Annotated in this window: 16 protein-coding genes; 8 read left to right on the forward strand and 8 right to left on the reverse strand. The window is 68.8% G+C overall.

Annotated features, from left to right (window positions below):
• The 7 genes from PLC66_RS17450 to PLC66_RS17480 all read right to left on the reverse strand — a co-directional run.
• Positions 1-334, reverse strand: a 334-nt coding sequence (locus PLC66_RS17450; protein WP_324542776.1) for an SDR family NAD(P)-dependent oxidoreductase, incomplete at its 3' end; no start/stop codon positions are given.
• A gap of 74 nt (positions 335-408) precedes the next feature.
• Positions 409-903, reverse strand: coding sequence for an OmpA family protein (locus PLC66_RS17455; RefSeq protein WP_324542778.1), 495 nt, complete (start codon positions 901-903; stop codon positions 409-411).
• Positions 904-1,094: 191 nt separating this feature from the next.
• Positions 1,095-2,318: a radical SAM family heme chaperone HemW gene (gene hemW, locus PLC66_RS17460; protein WP_324542780.1), complete on the reverse strand. Its 1,224-nt coding sequence runs from the start codon at positions 2,316-2,318 to the stop codon at positions 1,095-1,097.
• Positions 2,315-2,920, reverse strand: coding sequence for an RdgB/HAM1 family non-canonical purine NTP pyrophosphatase (gene rdgB, locus PLC66_RS17465; protein WP_324542782.1), 606 nt, complete (start codon positions 2,918-2,920; stop codon positions 2,315-2,317). Before rdgB ends, hemW begins: the two co-directional genes overlap by 4 nt.
• A gap of 3 nt (positions 2,921-2,923) precedes the next feature.
• Entirely contained in the window at positions 2,924-3,643 is a 720-nt protein-coding gene (gene rph / locus PLC66_RS17470) for a ribonuclease PH (RefSeq protein ID WP_324542784.1), read from the reverse strand.
• Positions 3,644-3,651: 8 nt separating this feature from the next.
• The gene (locus PLC66_RS17475; RefSeq protein ID WP_324542786.1) at positions 3,652-4,578 is read right to left on the reverse strand and encodes a PP2C family protein-serine/threonine phosphatase; all 927 of its coding nucleotides are present in this window, start codon (positions 4,576-4,578) and stop codon (positions 3,652-3,654) included.
• Positions 4,579-4,586: 8 nt separating this feature from the next.
• Positions 4,587-5,537 (reverse strand): serine/threonine protein kinase, encoded by a 951-nt coding sequence (locus tag PLC66_RS17480; protein ID WP_324542788.1) that lies wholly within the window; start codon positions 5,535-5,537, stop codon positions 4,587-4,589.
• 91 nt (positions 5,538-5,628) lie between these two features.
• Between PLC66_RS17480 and PLC66_RS17485 the strand changes: the two genes are divergently transcribed.
• The 6 genes from PLC66_RS17485 to PLC66_RS17510 all read left to right on the forward strand — a co-directional run bounded on the left by PLC66_RS17485 (position 5,629) and on the right by PLC66_RS17510 (position 11,346).
• On the forward strand, positions 5,629-6,495 hold the full coding sequence (locus PLC66_RS17485; RefSeq protein ID WP_324542790.1) for a YicC/YloC family endoribonuclease: 867 nt from the start codon (positions 5,629-5,631) through the stop codon (positions 6,493-6,495).
• Positions 6,496-6,509: 14 nt separating this feature from the next.
• Positions 6,510-7,124 carry a guanylate kinase gene (gene gmk, locus PLC66_RS17490; protein WP_324542791.1) on the forward strand — a complete coding sequence of 205 codons (615 nt, stop codon included), beginning with the start codon at positions 6,510-6,512 and terminating at the stop codon, positions 7,122-7,124.
• Between the two features lie 2 nt (positions 7,125-7,126).
• Positions 7,127-7,342 (forward strand): DNA-directed RNA polymerase subunit omega, encoded by a 216-nt coding sequence (gene rpoZ, locus PLC66_RS17495; RefSeq protein WP_002926082.1) that lies wholly within the window; start codon positions 7,127-7,129, stop codon positions 7,340-7,342.
• 21 nt (positions 7,343-7,363) lie between these two features.
• The gene (locus tag PLC66_RS17500) at positions 7,364-9,592 is read left to right on the forward strand and encodes a RelA/SpoT family protein (protein ID WP_324542793.1); all 2,229 of its coding nucleotides are present in this window, start codon (positions 7,364-7,366) and stop codon (positions 9,590-9,592) included.
• Between the two features lie 76 nt (positions 9,593-9,668).
• Positions 9,669-9,857: a DUF3460 family protein gene (locus PLC66_RS17505; protein ID WP_324542795.1), complete on the forward strand. Its 189-nt coding sequence runs from the start codon at positions 9,669-9,671 to the stop codon at positions 9,855-9,857.
• A gap of 55 nt (positions 9,858-9,912) precedes the next feature.
• The gene (locus PLC66_RS17510; protein WP_324542797.1) at positions 9,913-11,346 is read left to right on the forward strand and encodes an exonuclease domain-containing protein; all 1,434 of its coding nucleotides are present in this window, start codon (positions 9,913-9,915) and stop codon (positions 11,344-11,346) included.
• On the opposite strand, the gene PLC66_RS17515 is transcribed toward PLC66_RS17510, so the two are convergent.
• Positions 11,340-12,038, reverse strand: coding sequence for a Crp/Fnr family transcriptional regulator (locus PLC66_RS17515; RefSeq protein WP_324542799.1), 699 nt, complete (start codon positions 12,036-12,038; stop codon positions 11,340-11,342). The genes PLC66_RS17510 and PLC66_RS17515 overlap by 7 nt on opposite strands.
• Positions 12,039-12,292: 254 nt before the next feature.
• Between PLC66_RS17515 and PLC66_RS17520 the strand changes: the two genes are divergently transcribed.
• Positions 12,293-14,233, forward strand: coding sequence for a HAMP domain-containing protein (locus PLC66_RS17520; protein ID WP_324542801.1), 1,941 nt, complete (start codon positions 12,293-12,295; stop codon positions 14,231-14,233).
• Positions 14,230-14,874: a two-component system response regulator NarL gene (narL, locus tag PLC66_RS17525; protein WP_324542803.1), complete on the forward strand. Its 645-nt coding sequence runs from the start codon at positions 14,230-14,232 to the stop codon at positions 14,872-14,874. Before PLC66_RS17520 ends, narL begins: the two co-directional genes overlap by 4 nt.
• Positions 14,875-14,938 lie beyond the last annotated feature (64 nt).

Genomic DNA, 14,938 nt, shown 5'->3' on the forward strand with positions numbered 1-14,938 from the left:
CATGCCAATCCGCGAGCGAGACATGCTCGGGGTCGTGCACCAGGCAGCCGTCCTCGAATCCGGTGATCCCGGCGTTGTTGACCAGGACGTTCAGGCCCGCACGCTCGCCAAGGATCTGCGCCATGGCCGCCTGCCAATGGGACTCTTCGCGCACGTCGAGGTGGATGTAGCGCGCCGTGGCGCCCAGGGCGGCGGCAAGCGCCTGGCCCATGGCGTCGTTGATGTCGCTCAGATAGACGAAGGCGCCATTTTCAACAAAGGCAGTGGCAATCGCAGCGCCGATACCGCGCGCGGCGCCGGTCACCAAGGCGGTCTTGCCATCGAGTCGCTTCATTGCGCCGTTCCTCCTGTGCGTGAAAAAGCCGGGCATGCCCGGCTCTCGAGTCTTGTTCGCGTGCCGCGGTGCGCTTACTGCACGCGCACCTCGACCCGGCGCGCTTCGGCCGCGTCGCTGCCGCCCAGGGTGACGGCGGGGCGGCGCATCAGCACGCGCTCGGCAGGCACGCCGGCGGCGACGAGGGCGTCGCGCACCGACAGGGCGCGGTTTTTCGCCACTTCGGCGTTGACCGCGGCGCCGCCGGTCTCATCGTGGAAGCCGGACAGCAGCGCGCTGGCCGTCGGTGTGGCCGCCAGGGCCGAGGCGACGGTGGCGATCTGCTCGGCGGCGCTCGCCGGCAGCGCGGCCTGGCCGAGCTCGAAGTAGATCTTCACCAGCGGTTCGCCGACTTCGGCGACGTCGGTGAAAGCGACCTCGCCTGCACCGGGCGCAGCAACCGCCGGCGCGGCCTGCTTTCCGCCCAGCTGGTTGGCGGCCAGGCCGATGACGAAGGTGATGACCAGCGCGATGATGCCGAACACCACGCCCATCACGACGTTGAGTTCGCTGTCTTCCTGATCGAACATGTGTTGAATTCTCCTGTGGATGCGCGGCCCGACGGTTCGGGAGACGTGGCGGGATTCTATCGGAATGAGATTGCTGCGGTGCTAGCTCGCCCCCGGCTGGCCAGTCTCGACTGCCGGCTGAACGAGGCTGCCGTCTTTCACCACATCGCTTGTGAAGACATGCTCGCGTAGCCGATCCGTGAGCGGGCGGCTCAGTCCCGCAAGAACACCTGCAGCAACTCATTCAGGAACCGCCGCCCCTGCAGCGTCGGCCGCAACTGCCCCTCTGCCATCTCCAGCAGCCCGAGTTCGCGCGCCCGCGCCAGCTCGTCGGTGATGGCCTCGATCGGTACCCCGGTGCGGGCCGCGAACAGCTTGGCCGGCACGCCCTCGGTGAGGCGCAGCGCGTTCATCATGAACTCGAAGGGCAGCTCCGCCACCGAGACCTCGCGCGCCTCCTGGATGAAGTCGCCGCGTGTCGCGCCCTCGAGGTAGCGCCCCGGGTGCTTGTGACGCATCTCGCGGCGGATGCCTTCGTGGCTCGAGAGCTTGCCGTGGGCGCCGGGGCCGATGCCGAGGTAGTCGCCGAAGGTCCAGTAGTTGAGGTTGTGGCGGCTTTGCTCGTGCGGGCGGGCGAAGGCGGAGGTCTCGTAGTGAATGAGGCCGGCGGCGGCCAGGCGGGTCTCGATCGCGTCCTGCATGTCGGCGGCGCTGTCGTCGTCGGGCAGCGGCGGCGGGTTGTGGGCGAAGGGGGTGTTGGGCTCGAGGCTGAGGTGGTAGCAGGACAGGTGCTGCACGCCGAAGCCGATCGCGGTCTCCAGGTCGGCGAGCGCCATGTCCAGGGTCTGGCCGGGCAGGGCGTACATCAGGTCGAGGTTCACCCGCTCGAAGTGCGTGCGCGCGGCGTCGATCGCGCGTCGTGCCTCGTCGCCGCCGTGGATGCGGCCGATCCTGGCGAGCATGGCGTCGTCGAAGCTCTGGATGCCGAGCGACAGGCGATTGACGCCGGCGGCGCGGTAGTCGCGAAAGCGTGTTGCCTCGACGGTTCCGGGGTTGGCCTCGAGTGTCACTTCAGCGAGTGGGTCGAGCGGCAGCAGCATGCGGATGCCGGTGAGCAGGCCGTCCAGCGTGGCGGCCGACATCAGGCTGGGCGTGCCGCCGCCGATGAACACGCTATGCACCCGCCGGCCCCAGACCTGGGGCAGGGCATGCTGGAGGTCGGCGAGCACGGCGGTGAGCCAGGCCTGTTCGGGGATGCCGCCTTCGCGCGGGGCATGCGAGTTGAAGTCGCAATAGGGGCACTTCTTCACGCACCAGGGGAAATGCACATACAGCGACAGCGGCGGCGGGGCCTCGAGCTGCGGGCGCTCGGGCAGCGGCAGGGGCTTTGCCGGGGCCGTGACCGGGCTCAGCGGGATGATGCGGCGGCTGCTCACAGCGGGTGGTACTTGAGGCGGTCGAGCAGGTGGCGCATGGCGGCGCCGCGGTGGCTCAGCGTGTTCTTGAGCGCGGCGTCGAGCTCTGCGGCGGTCTGCTCGAGCTCGGGCAGCCAGAACAGCGGGTCATAGCCGAAGCCGCCCTCGCCGCGCGCGGCGGTGAGGATCTCGCCGTGCCATTCGCCGTCGGCGATCAGCGGGCGCGGGTCTTCGGCGTGACGCACCAGCACCACGGCCGAAAAGAAGTAGGCGGCACGCTGCGCGGGCTCGCTGAGATGGGCGAGCTTTTCCAGCAGCAGGGCGTTGTTGCGCGCATCCGACTTGGGCTCGCCGGCGAAGCGGGCCGAGATCACGCCCGGCATGCCGCCGAGCGCCTCGACACACAGGCCAGAGTCGTCCGCGACCGCCGGCAGGCCGGTGGCGGCTGCGGCATGGCGGGCCTTGGCGAGCGCGTTCTCGACGAAGGTGGGGTGTGGCTCCTCGGCTTCGCCGACACCGAATACCGATTGCGGCACCACCTCGATGCCGAGCGGGGCGAGCAGGGCCTGCATCTCGGCGGCCTTCTTGGCGTTGTTGCTGGCGAGGACGAGTCGTTTGCTCATGCTTCAGGCTCCATGGATGGCGGCGCGCTGAAGTTCGAACAGCTGGCGGCCGCCGAGTTCGGCGAGGTCGAGCAGGGCATTGAGCTCGGCGCGCGAGAAGGCGGCGCCCTCGGCCGTGCCCTGGACCTCGATCAGGCCACCGCCTTCGGTCATCACCACGTTCATGTCGGTGTCGCAGTCGGAGTCTTCGGCGTAGTCGAGGTCGAGCACCGGCACCCCCTGGTGGATGCCGACCGAGACGGCGGCGACGAGCTCGCGCATCGGGTTGTGCGCAAGCTTGCCGGCGGTGACGAGGCCAACGAGCGCATCATGCACCGCGACGCAGGCACCGGTGATGGCGGCGGTGCGGGTGCCGCCGTCGGCCTGCAGCACGTCGCAGTCGATCACGATCTGGCGTTCGCCGAGGGCGGCGAGGTCGACCACCGCACGCAGGCTGCGCCCGATCAGGCGCTGGATCTCCTGGGTGCGGCCGCTCTGCTTGCCCTTGGCCGCCTCGCGCGCGCTGCGGGTGTGGGTGGCGCGCGGCAGCATGCCGTATTCGGCGGTGAGCCAGCCCTGGCCCTTGCCGCGCAGGAAACCGGGCACGCTGTCTTCCACGCTGGCGGTGCACAGCACGCGGGTGTCGCCGAATTCGACCAGCACCGAGCCCTCGGCGTGGCGGGTGAAGCCGCGCTTGAGGCGGACGGGGCGGAGTTCGGCGGGCTGGCGTTGGCTGGGTCGCATGGGGTTTCCTATCGCGTGTCGAATTTCTGGATAGCGGCGTTGATCTCGCGGATGGCGCGCTCGATCTCGTCCTCGTTCAGGTCGCCCGGGGCGCCGCCGCCGGCGCCCATGCTCGACATGTCGAGCCGGGTGGTGAAGTCGTCCAGCGCCATGGTGCGGGTGGAGATGGCGTCCACCGTGGCCTCACCGGCGCTGGTCTCGTCGTGCCAGCACATCGCCACCATCGACAGGTTGTCGGCGCTCGCGCCGGCGGCGCTCTCGGCCTGGTCCATCAACAGCGGCACGCGGCGGTTGAGCGGTCCGCCGCTGAGGCCGGCCACCAGCCGATCGTCGCCGATCGGGCCCCACACGCCGTCGCTGCACAGGGCGAGGATGTCGCCATCGCGCAGCGGGGTGCGCGGCGAGTGTTCGATCTGCGGCGAGTGGTTGCCGCCGAGGCAGGAGTAGAGCCGGTTGCGGCCGGGGTGCTCGGCCGCCTCGTCGGCCTGCAGCAGGCCCTGGTCGATCAGCAGCTGGGTGCGCGAGTGGTCGCGCGTGCGCGTGACGAGGTGGCCGCGGCGCAGCAGGTAGAGGCGCGAATCGCCCGCGTGTGCCCAGTAGGCTGCGCCGCCCTGCACCACGCAGGCGATGAGCGTGGTGCGCGGCGCCTCGGGCAGCTGGCGGTCGAGGGCGTCGTCGAGGATGGCGTGATGGGCGGCGCTGAGGGCCCGCGACAGGAACAGGGACGGATCGTCCAGGGCAGGGCGGGCCTCGCGCTGGAAGGCCTGCGTGATGTTCTGCGCGGCAACGTGGGCGGCGAGCTCGCCGTGCAGGTGGCCGCCCATGCCGTCGGCGACCAGCATCAGCAGGGCGTCGCGCGAGTAGCAATGGACGATGCGGTCCTGGTTGCTCTTGCGCTTGCCGGTGCGGCTTTCCTGATAGATCGTGAAACGCATGCTGTGCCTCATCCACTCCGCCCGATGAAGGATCTCAGCCGGCTGCCGAGATCGGAGAACCAGTGCGCAGCGGGCGGTGCGCCGGGTTCACGCTGGATCAGGGCCTTCTGCAGGCTGTACACGCTCTGCGGCCGGGCGAGGGGGTCTAGCTGCAGGCACCAGTCCACCAGCTCGAGCAGTTGCGGGGCATAGCGGTCGGCGTGCGTCCTTGCCAGCGGCTGCAGGCTGTCCTTGACGCTGCGCTCGTCGGCGCGTGGGGGCGCGCTGCCGGTGATGCTCGCGTACAGGCTGGCGCCGACGCTGTAGATGTCGGTCCACGGGCCGAGGTTGTCGCGCTTGTCATACTGCTCCGGCGAGGCATAGCCCGGGGTGTACATCGGCTTGAGCACCGGCTGGTCGGACAGCAGCGTCTGGCGCGCGGCGCCAAAATCGAGCAGCACTGGCGTGCCATCCATGCGCAGGTAGATGTTCGAGGGCTTGATGTCGAGGTGCAGCAGCTTGTGTGCATGCACCTCGCGCAGGCCATTGAGCATGCGGGCGAAGACGGCGCGGATGAACATCTCCTTGAGCTGGCCGCGGTGGCGCTGGATGTAGTCGTGCAGGGTGCGGCCGCGTTCGAACTGCATCACCATATAGACAGTGCCGTTGGCGCGGAAGAAGTTGAGCACCCGCACCACGTTCGGGTGCATCAGCTTGGCGAGCGCGCGGCCCTCCTCGAAGAAGCACTTCATGCCATAGCGGAATGCGGGGCGGTGCTCGTCGCTCACCTGCGGCTCGGTCTCGCCGTCCTTGCGCAGCGCGAGCGAGTTCGGCAGGTACTCCTTGATCGCCACCGGCACGCCCGCCTCGTCGTAGGCCAGATACACGATCGAGAAGCCGCCGAGCGAGAGCTGCCGCTCGATGCGGTACTGATCGAGCTGGAAGCCCTGTGGCAGCGCGCAGTTGGCTTGAGACGGCATCTTCGTGGGCGCTAGAATCGGACCTTCGCAGCTTCATTCCTGAATGGGACCCCGAGTGTAATCGATCGCGCAGGGTTCCCGGAGACTCCACATGATCCACAGCATGACGGGTTTCGCGGTCCAGACGCGAGACTTGGGCAGCGTCTGCCTTCACCTCGAACTGCGCAGCGTCAATTCGCGCTACCTCGACCTCGGTTTTCGCATCGTCGACGATCTGCGCGCGGCCGAGCCGGCGATTCGCGAGCGCCTGAGCGCGCGCCTGGGCCGTGGCAAGGTCGAATGTCGCCTCAACCTGCAGGCCGGCCATGGCGCGGCGCGCAGCCTGGCGCTCAACGCCGCGCTGCTCGACCAGCTCGGCGATGCCCAGGCCAGCCTGCGCGCGCGCTTTGCCGATGCGGCGCCGCTATCGGTCAATGAGCTGCTGCGCTGGCCGGGCATGCTCGCCGACGACAGCCTCGGCTTCGACGAGATGCTGCCGGTAATCGTCGAGCTCACCAACGCTGCGCTCGACGAGCTCGTCGCCACCCGCCGTCGCGAAGGCGACAAGCTTGCTGACATGATCCGCGAGCGCGTCGCCCGCATGCGCGAGCTGGTCGCCATCGCCACGCCGCGCATGCCGGCGGTGGTCGCCGAGTACCAGGACCGCCTCACCGCCAAGCTGCGCGATGCCGTCGCCAGCCTGGACGAGGACCGCATCCGCCAGGAGGTCGCGCTCTACGCCCAGCGCATCGACGTGGCCGAGGAGCTCACCCGCCTCGTCACCCACCTCGACGAGGTCGAACGCATCCTCAAGGCCGGCGGCGCGGCCGGCAAGCGGCTCGACTTCCTGATGCAGGAGCTCAACCGCGAGGCCAACACCCTGGCCTCCAAGTCGCCGGCCACCGACATCACCAGCCTCGCGATGGAGATGAAGGTGCTGATCGAGCAGATGCGCGAGCAGGTCCAGAACATCGAGTAAGGAACGCGAGCCCCATGCCCGGAACCCTCTTCATCGTCACTGCGCCTTCGGGCGCGGGCAAGACGACCCTGGTGCGCGGCCTGCTGCAGCGTGATCCGCGCGTGCAGTTGTCGATCTCCTACACCACGCGCGACCCGCGCCCCGGCGAGCAGGACGGCCGTGAGTACCACTTCGTCGACGTCGCCGGCTTCCGCGCCCTGCGCGATCGCGGCGAGTTCCTCGAGTGGGCGGAGGTGCATGGCAACTATTACGCGACTTCCCGGGTCTGGTTGAAGGAGCAGCTCGAAGCCGGTCGTGACACCTTGCTCGAGATCGACTGGCAGGGCGCGCAGCAGGTGCGCAAGCACTTCCCCGACGCGGTCGGCGTGTTCATCCTGCCGCCGTCGATGGACGCGCTGGAAGAGCGTCTGGTCGGGCGCGGCACCGACAGCGCGGAGGTGATCAGCCGTCGGCTGCTCGGTGCGCGCGGGGAAATGCGTCATGTCGCCGAATTCGACTACGTTATAATCAACGACGAAATCGATGCCGCACTCGACGACCTGGTCGCCGTGGTGCGGGCTGCGCGTTTGCGCTACGACAACCAGCACCAGCGGCATCCCGCATATTTCGCCTTTCTAGAACAGGATTGAACATGGCCCGCATCACCGTCGAAGACTGCCTGAAACGCATCCCGAACCGCTTCCAGCTCACCCTGGCGGCAACCTATCGTGCCCGCCAGCTCACCATCGGCAGCACGCCGCAAATCGAACTCGAGCCGGGCGACAACGACAAGCCCACCGTGATCGCCCTGCGCGAAGTGGCGGCAGGCAAGGTCGGGCTCGAGATGCTCAACCGCGGCCAGGCCTGACCCCGGGGACGGGGGTGACGCATGCAAGCCAACGAGGTCGGCGCACCCCCTGATTCCGCGCAACCCGAACAAGCGGCGTTCAGCCCCCCGGTGTCGAGCGTGCTGTCGCTCGACTTCCAGCAGCTCAAGACCAAGCTCGAGACCTATCTCAAGCCCGAGGACGTGGGCCGGGTCGAGGCCGCCTACCATTTCTCGGCCGACGCCCACGCCGGGCAGTTTCGCGTCAGCGGCGAGCCCTATGTCACCCATCCGGTGGCGGTGTGTTCGCTCGTCGCCGACTGGCATCTCGACCCCCAGGCCCTGATCGCCGCGCTCCTCCACGACGTGATGGAGGACACCCACATCACCAAGGCGGAGATCGCCGAACGCTTCGGCAAGGTCTCCGCCGAACTGGTCGATGGCCTGTCAAAGCTCGACAAGATCGAGTTCCGCTCGCAGGAAGAAGCCCAGGCGGAGAACTTCCGCAAGATGCTGCTGGCGATGGCGAGCGACCTGCGCGTCATCCTGATCAAGCTCGCCGACCGCCTGCACAACATGCGCACGCTGGACCACATGCGTCCGGCCAAGCGCCGCCGCATCGCCAACGAGACGCTCGAGATCTACGCCCCGATCGCCAACCGGCTCGGGCTCAACGACCTTTATCGCGAGCTCCAGGAGCTGTCCTTTCGCAACAAGTACCCGCTGCGCTTCGAGGTGCTGGCGAAGGCGATCCGTTCGGCGCGCGGCAACCGCCGCGAGGTCGTCGGCAAGATCCTCTCGAGCATCGAGGAACGCCTGCCGCAATGGGGCATCACTGCCGAGGTGCAGGGACGCGAAAAGCACCTCTACGGCATCTACCGCAAGATGGTCGAAAAGCACCTGAGCTTTTCGCAGGTGCTCGACATCTACGGCTTTCGCGTCATCGTGCGCGACGTGCCGAGCTGCTATCTGGCGCTGGGCGCGCTGCACGCGATGTACAAGCCGGTGCCGGGCAAGTTCAAGGACTACCTGGCGATCCCCAAGGCCAACGGCTACCAGAGCCTGCACACCACGCTGATCGGTCCGTTCGGCATGCCGGTCGAGGTGCAGATCCGCACACGCGAGATGCATCACATCGCCGAGACCGGGGTGGCCTCGCACTGGCTGTACAAGGAAGACGAGCGCACGCTGTCCGAGCTGCAGCAGAAGACCCACTCCTGGCTGCAGTCGCTGCTCGAGCTGCAATCCACCTCGGGCGAGGCCACCGAGTTCCTCGAGCACGTCAAGATCGACCTGTTCCCGGGCGAGGTCTACGTGTTCTCGCCCAAGGGCAAGATCTTCTCCATGCCCAAGGGCTCGACGCCGGTGGATTTCGCCTATGCGGTGCACACCGACGTCGGCAACCGTTGCGTGGCCTGCCGCATCAACGGCGACCTGATGCCGCTGCGCAGCGAGCTGCGCAATGGCGACCAGGTCGAGATCATCACCGCCTCGCACTCCAACCCGAACCCGGCCTGGCTGTCCTACGCCCGCACCGGCAAGGCGCGCTCGCAGATCCGCCACTTCCTCAAGAACGCGCAGCAGGACGAGTCGGTGGCGCTGGGCGAGCGGCTGCTCAACCAGGCCCTGCGCCCGCACGGCCTGACCCTGGGGCAGATCTCGACCTTCGCCTGGGACCGCTTCCTGCGCGACCGCGGCGTGCGCAGCAAGAAGGACATCTTCTCCGACCTCGGGCTGGGCAAGCGCCTGCCCGTCATCGTCGCGCGCCGCCTGGCCGAGGCGCAGGACCTCGAGTCCGGCCGCCCCGACGTGGTCAAGCCCAAGCCGGCCGGGGCGATCACCATCCGCGGCTCGGAAGGCGTGGCGGTGCAGCTCGCACGCTGCTGCCACCCGATTCCGGGCGACCCCATCATCGGCACCTTGCGCAAGGGCCAGGGGCTGGAAGTGCACACCCACGACTGCCCGGTGATGAGCAAGCTGCGTGGCGATCGCGGGCGCTGGGTCGACGTCGAGTGGGAGCATGTGGTCGACGACCGCCTGTTCGACGTCAACATCCGCGTGCTCAGCCGCAACTCGCGCGGCGTGCTGGCGCGCGTGGCGAGCGCGATCGCCGAGGAAGACTGCAACATCCAGAGCGTGAGCATGGACGGTGGTCAGGGCGACTACACGGCGCTCAATTTCACCGTGCAGGTGCATGACCGCATGCATCTGGCGCGTGCGATGCGCGCCGTGCGCAGGGTGCAGGAGGTGGTGCGCATTGGCCGCGTGAAGGGCGACGGGCGGGCGAGCTGATCCGCGCTGATCGTGTTCGGCGCTGGTAGAATGCGCGCGGTCTGACGCATTCACCACCTTCCACCTGGGGCCCGACATGGCGATGTACGAATCCGAACACACGAAGTTCATGCGCGAATGGCTGGAAAAGCACCCCGAGGAGCGCGTCGAGCAGCAAAAGGGGCGCGCCCTGTGGTGGGACAAGCCGCAGCGCGTGAGCGAGCAGCAGCAGCTCGAGCAGGCCAGCGTGCCGGTCAAGCCCTACTACTACGACGCCAACCACTGAGTCCTGGCGTCCTGATCGCATTGCCCGCGGCCCATCGCGCACGGACGCGCCGGGCATGAGCCTGCCCCGGCGTCTCGCGATCATCGACGTCGAGAGCACCGGTGCGCATCCGGTGCGCGACCGCATCACCGAGATCGCCATCCTGCGCATCGAGGACGGCGAGGTCGTGGCGAGCTGGGAGAGCCTGGTCGCCCCCGGTCAGCCCATTCCGCCCCTGATCCGCGAGGTCACCGGCATCTCCGACGAGATGGTGGCCGACGCGCCACCCTTCGACACGCTGGCCGATACCGTCGCCGCGCTGCTCGCCGACTGCGTCTTCGTCGCCCACAGCGCGCGCTTCGATTTCGGCTTCATCAAGAACGCCTTCGCCCGCATCGGGCGCGAGTTCGACGCCCCGGTGCTGTGCACCGTGAAGCTGTCGCGCGCCCTGTTCCCCGAGCATCACCGCCATGGCCTGGATGCGCTGATCGAGCGCCATGCGCTCGTGTGCGACGCCCGCCATCGCGCCATGGGCGATGTGCAGGCCTTGTGGCAGTTCGTGCAGGGGGTGCAGGGCGTGTTCGCCCCCGAGGTGCTCGCGCGTGCGGTCGAGCGCGCGATGAAGGCGCCGGTGCAGCCGCCGGGTCTGCCCGAAGGCACGCTCGAGGCCCTGCCCGATGTGCCCGGGCTGTACTTCTTCCTGGCCGAGTCCGAACCGCCGGCCGAGGGCCGCGAGGAACGTCCCCTGTTCATCGGTCGGGCGCAGAGCCTGCGCGCCCGCGTGAAGGAGCACTTCGGCGCGCACGCGCGCAAGGGGCGCGACGCCGAACTCCTCACCCGCACCCGGCGTGTGGAGTGGATCGAGACAGCGGGGGAGCTCGAGACCTCGTTGCGCGAGGCCGAGCTGCTGCGCCGCTTCCGTCCGCCCTACAATCGCCCGCAGGAGGCGGGCACCGATGTGTTTGCGCTGCGCCTGCTGCGCGGGCGCAAGCGGGCGCCGATCTACGAGTGTGTGCCGATCGCCGGCACCGATCCGGCGGCGTGGGACGGCCTGCATGGCGTGTTTCGCAATCGCCGCGAGGCCGACAACCTGCTGCGCGAAATGGCCCTGCTGTATCGCCTGTGCCCGCGCCGGCTCGGGCTGGAGCAGGGCGGCGCGGGGCCTTGCTCAGCCCATCTGGCCAAGCGCTGTGCCGGCGTGTGCGCGCGGCGGGAGACCGCGGCCGAGCACGATGCGCGGCTGGCGTCGGCGCTTGCGGGGGTGGGGATCAAGCCGTGGCCGTGGGCGGGGCCGGTGTTGGTGCATGAGCAGCAGGCCGACGGCGCAAGGCAGGCGTTTCACCTGTTCGACCGCTGGTGTCACCTGGGCAGTGCCGAGGCGGCGGGCGGCCTGCCGGCGCCGCTCGCGGCGGTGCCGCGGGCCTTCGACGTCGATGTGTGGCGCATTCTCGGGCGCTGGCTGGCGGTGCCCGCCCACCTTGCCCAGGTCGAGCCGCTGGCCGTTCAGTGAGCGGCGCAGCTGCGCAGTTCGGACACCTTGTTGAGCACCATGCCGCGCCGGCCGCGGGGCTGGATCATGCCGTCGCGGGTGAGCTGCGACAGGATGCGCGACAAGGTTTCGGGGGTCAGATTGAGCTGGGCGGCGATCGTCTGCTTGTCGATCTCGAGGCGGATCTCGCAATGCTCGGCATCTTCCGGCGCGAGCCGGGTCAGATAGTGGGCGACGCGCTGGGTGCCGCTCATCTGTAACTGGACCTGCATCGTCGACAGCAGGTCGTAGCTGGCCATCGCCAGGCGCATGACCATGGAGACCGAGAACGGCGTCGAACTCACCATCGCCTCGCGCAGCGCGGCGGTCGGCACCAGCAGCAGTTCGCTCGCCGTCATCGCTTGGGCGTTGACGATGTGGGGGCGGTTCAGCAGGGCGGCGTCCTCGCCGAAGAAGCTGCCGCCTTCGGCGAGGCTGACGATCTTCTCGCCACCGGAGGGTGACAGCACGAAGCATTTGACCCGCCCCTCGAGCACCAGGTAGATGCCTCGCGGGCAATCGTCCTGTTGCAGCAGCAGTTCGCCGCGGGCGGCGTGGATCGGCCTGGCGCTGGCCTGGATGCGCGCGCGCTCGGCTTCGTCGAGCATGTTGAAGGGCGCGAAGCGGGAAAGCATGGTGCTGGTTTCGACGACGGCGGGCTTGCTGCGGTTCATGCGGATCTCCAGCGGGCGCCAGGCAGGGCGTTCGGACTATAGACTAGCCGCTGCTGTGCCGTTTGCATGACGGTGAGTTCAATCCGGGACGGCGCTCAGGGCTGGAGGCTACCTCTAAAGAGGTAGTTGGGAACTTTCTTAACACATTGATAATAAGCTTAAAAAGTGAGAGTGAAGCGTCCGGCGAGGGGTAAACGGAGTGAAAGGTGTATGTCCACGTTGTCGCTGGGCAGCGGCCTGAAAGGAGGTTTGTGATGCGAATGGCCATCCCGCGTCCGCTGGTGCGGCGCTCCATCATGCTGCTGGTTTCGGTGGCGATGCTGGCCCTGACGCTGATCAGCCTGGCCGGCATGAGCGCCTCGGTGCTGGTCGTCGAGAGCACGCGCGGCAGTGCGAGCGCGATCAATGTCGCCGGCAGCCTGCGACGCCACACCCACCGCGTGGCGAACCTGATCGTGGTCGACGCCTTGAGCGGCCGTGTCGAGTCGGAGCGGGTCGCCGCGGCGGTGCGGGAGTTCGAGACGCAACTCGCGCATCCCGCGCTGCTGCGCTTCATCGATCGTGCGCCGGGCGAACTGTTCGCCGCCACCTACCGGGGCGTGCAGGCATCCTGGACGGTGAGCCTGAAGCCGCGCATTGTGGCCCTCGGCAGCCAGTCGTCGCCGCCGCCGACCGAGGAGGTGGAGGCCTTGCTGCGCGAGGTGGACGCCTTCGTCGAGCAGCTCAACACGCTGGTGGCTGTGCTCGAGCACGACACCGAGCAGCGCATTCACGATTTGCGCTTCATCCTCGCGGCGGCGATGGCCGTCATCGTGCTGGTGGTCCTCGTTGCCCTCCTCATGCTTCATCGTGCGTTGCTGAAGCCGCTCAGGGGGCTGCTCGACGCGGCGCGCCGGATCGCGGGAGGGGACTTCGGCGTGCGCGTCAGCTATGCCGGCGAAGACGAGCTGGGGCGCGTCGGCGGTGCCTTCAACCGCATGGCGGACGAGCTTGCCCAGCACTACCAGACGCTGGAACAGCGCGTGGCCGACAAGACTGCCGAGCTGCAGCGCAGCAACCGCTCGCTGGAGCTGCTCTATCACGCCATCGCGCGGCTGTACCAGACGCCGACCGCCGCCGAGGCTTACGAGGCGACGCTGCGCGACATCGATCGCGTGGCCGGCCTGGATGGCAGCTTCGTCTGCATCGAGCCGCGCCACGGCGGGCCGGCCACCGTGATCGCCTCGTCGATGGGGCCGTGCCCGGACCGCGCGCAGCGCGGGGAGGTGGCCTGCGAGGCCTGCCGCGCGGCGTCGCAGGGGGACGCGCTGGCGCTGCACCATCCCGCGCTGCTGCGTTTTCCGCTGCGTGACCGCGAGCACCATTACGGCATGCTGCGCCTGTCCCTGCCCGATGGCGGACGCCTGGCAGACTGGCAACGCCAGCTTGTCGAGGCCTTGTCGCGCCATATCGGCATGGCGCTCGGCGCCAGTCGGCGCAGCGACCAGGAGCGCCTGCTTGCGCTGCAGGAAGAGCGCTCGGTGATTGCCCGCGAGTTGCACGATTCGCTCGCCCAGGCGCTGTCGTACATGAAGATCCAGGTCAGCCTGCTGCAGGCGGTCGTGGCCGATCCGGCCCGCAGGGCCGAGGCGGAGCCCATCCTCGCCGACCTGCGCGAGGGCATCAATGCAGCCTACCGTCAGCTGCGCGAGCTACTCGTGTCCTTCCGCCTCGGCCTGTCGGGAGACCTCGCGACCCTGCTCGAGGATGCGGTGCGCGAATATGGTTCGCGCGGTGGCGTCGAGGTGGCGCTCGAGGTCGGGCTGGGCAACTGTGCGCTCAGTGCCAACCAGGAGGTGAACGTGTTGCAGATCGCGCGCGAGGCCTTGTCGAACATGGTCCGCCATGCCCGTGCGCGGCGGGCGCGGGTGGCTCTGCATGGGAGCGCGGACGGCAGCGTGACCTTGACCATCGAGGACGACGGCGTGGGCATCGGCGAGCCGCCGGCGGACGCCCACAACCACCACGGGCTTGCGATCATGCGCGAGCGCGCGCGCAGCATGGGGGGCAGCATCGCGTTCGCGGCGGACGCCGCGGGCGGCACCTGCGTGCGTGTGCTGTTCCGCGCTGCGGGCAGCATTCCGGCCGCGCCGCCGGCAGCAGCCCCGAGCCCGACGCCGACCCTGACCCCGGCCACTGGAGATTCGAGCGCATGAGCGAACGCCTGTCCGTCATCATCGTCGATGACCACCCCCTGTTCCGCAAGGGCTTGAGCCAATTGCTGCAGACGATCCCCGGCTTTCGCCTCGTCGGTGAGGCGGCGGGGGGTGCAGAGGGCCTGGAACTCGCGCGCCAGTTGCACCCCGAACTGATCCTGCTCGATCTCAACATGCGCGACCTGAGCGGGCTGGAGGTGCTGCGCGGCCTGCGCGCCGCCCGGATCGACAGCCGCGTGGTGATGGTGACGGTGTCCGATGCCGGCGCCGACGTCGTCGCCGCGCTACGCGGCGGCGCGGACGGCTACCTGCTCAAGGACATGGAGCCCGAGGCCATGCTCGAGGCCTTGCGCGACGTGGCGGCCGGGCGCGTGGTCATCCCGCCGCAGCTCAACCACCTGCTGGCAGCGGCCTTGCGCGGCGAGTCGAGGCCGACGTCGGTGGGCGCGGCAGGGCTGACCGAGCAAGAGGTCCGCATCCTCGAGAAGATCGCCGAAGGCCTGTCGAACAAGCAGATCGGCCGCGAGCTCGACATCGCCGAGGGCACGGTCAAGGTGCATGTGAAGCACCTGCTGCGCAAGCTCGACCTGCGCTCGCGCGTCGAGGCGGCGGTGTGGGCGGTGGAGCACATGCGCGGCTGAGGGCGCGTGCAGGCTAGACGAGCACGGCGCGGCAGTTGGCAGGGCTCGGGAACCTGTGAAAGTG

Origin of the sequence: Thauera sp., assembly GCF_035444905.1 — a bacterium.
Classification (GTDB): domain Bacteria; phylum Pseudomonadota; class Gammaproteobacteria; order Burkholderiales; family Rhodocyclaceae; genus Thauera.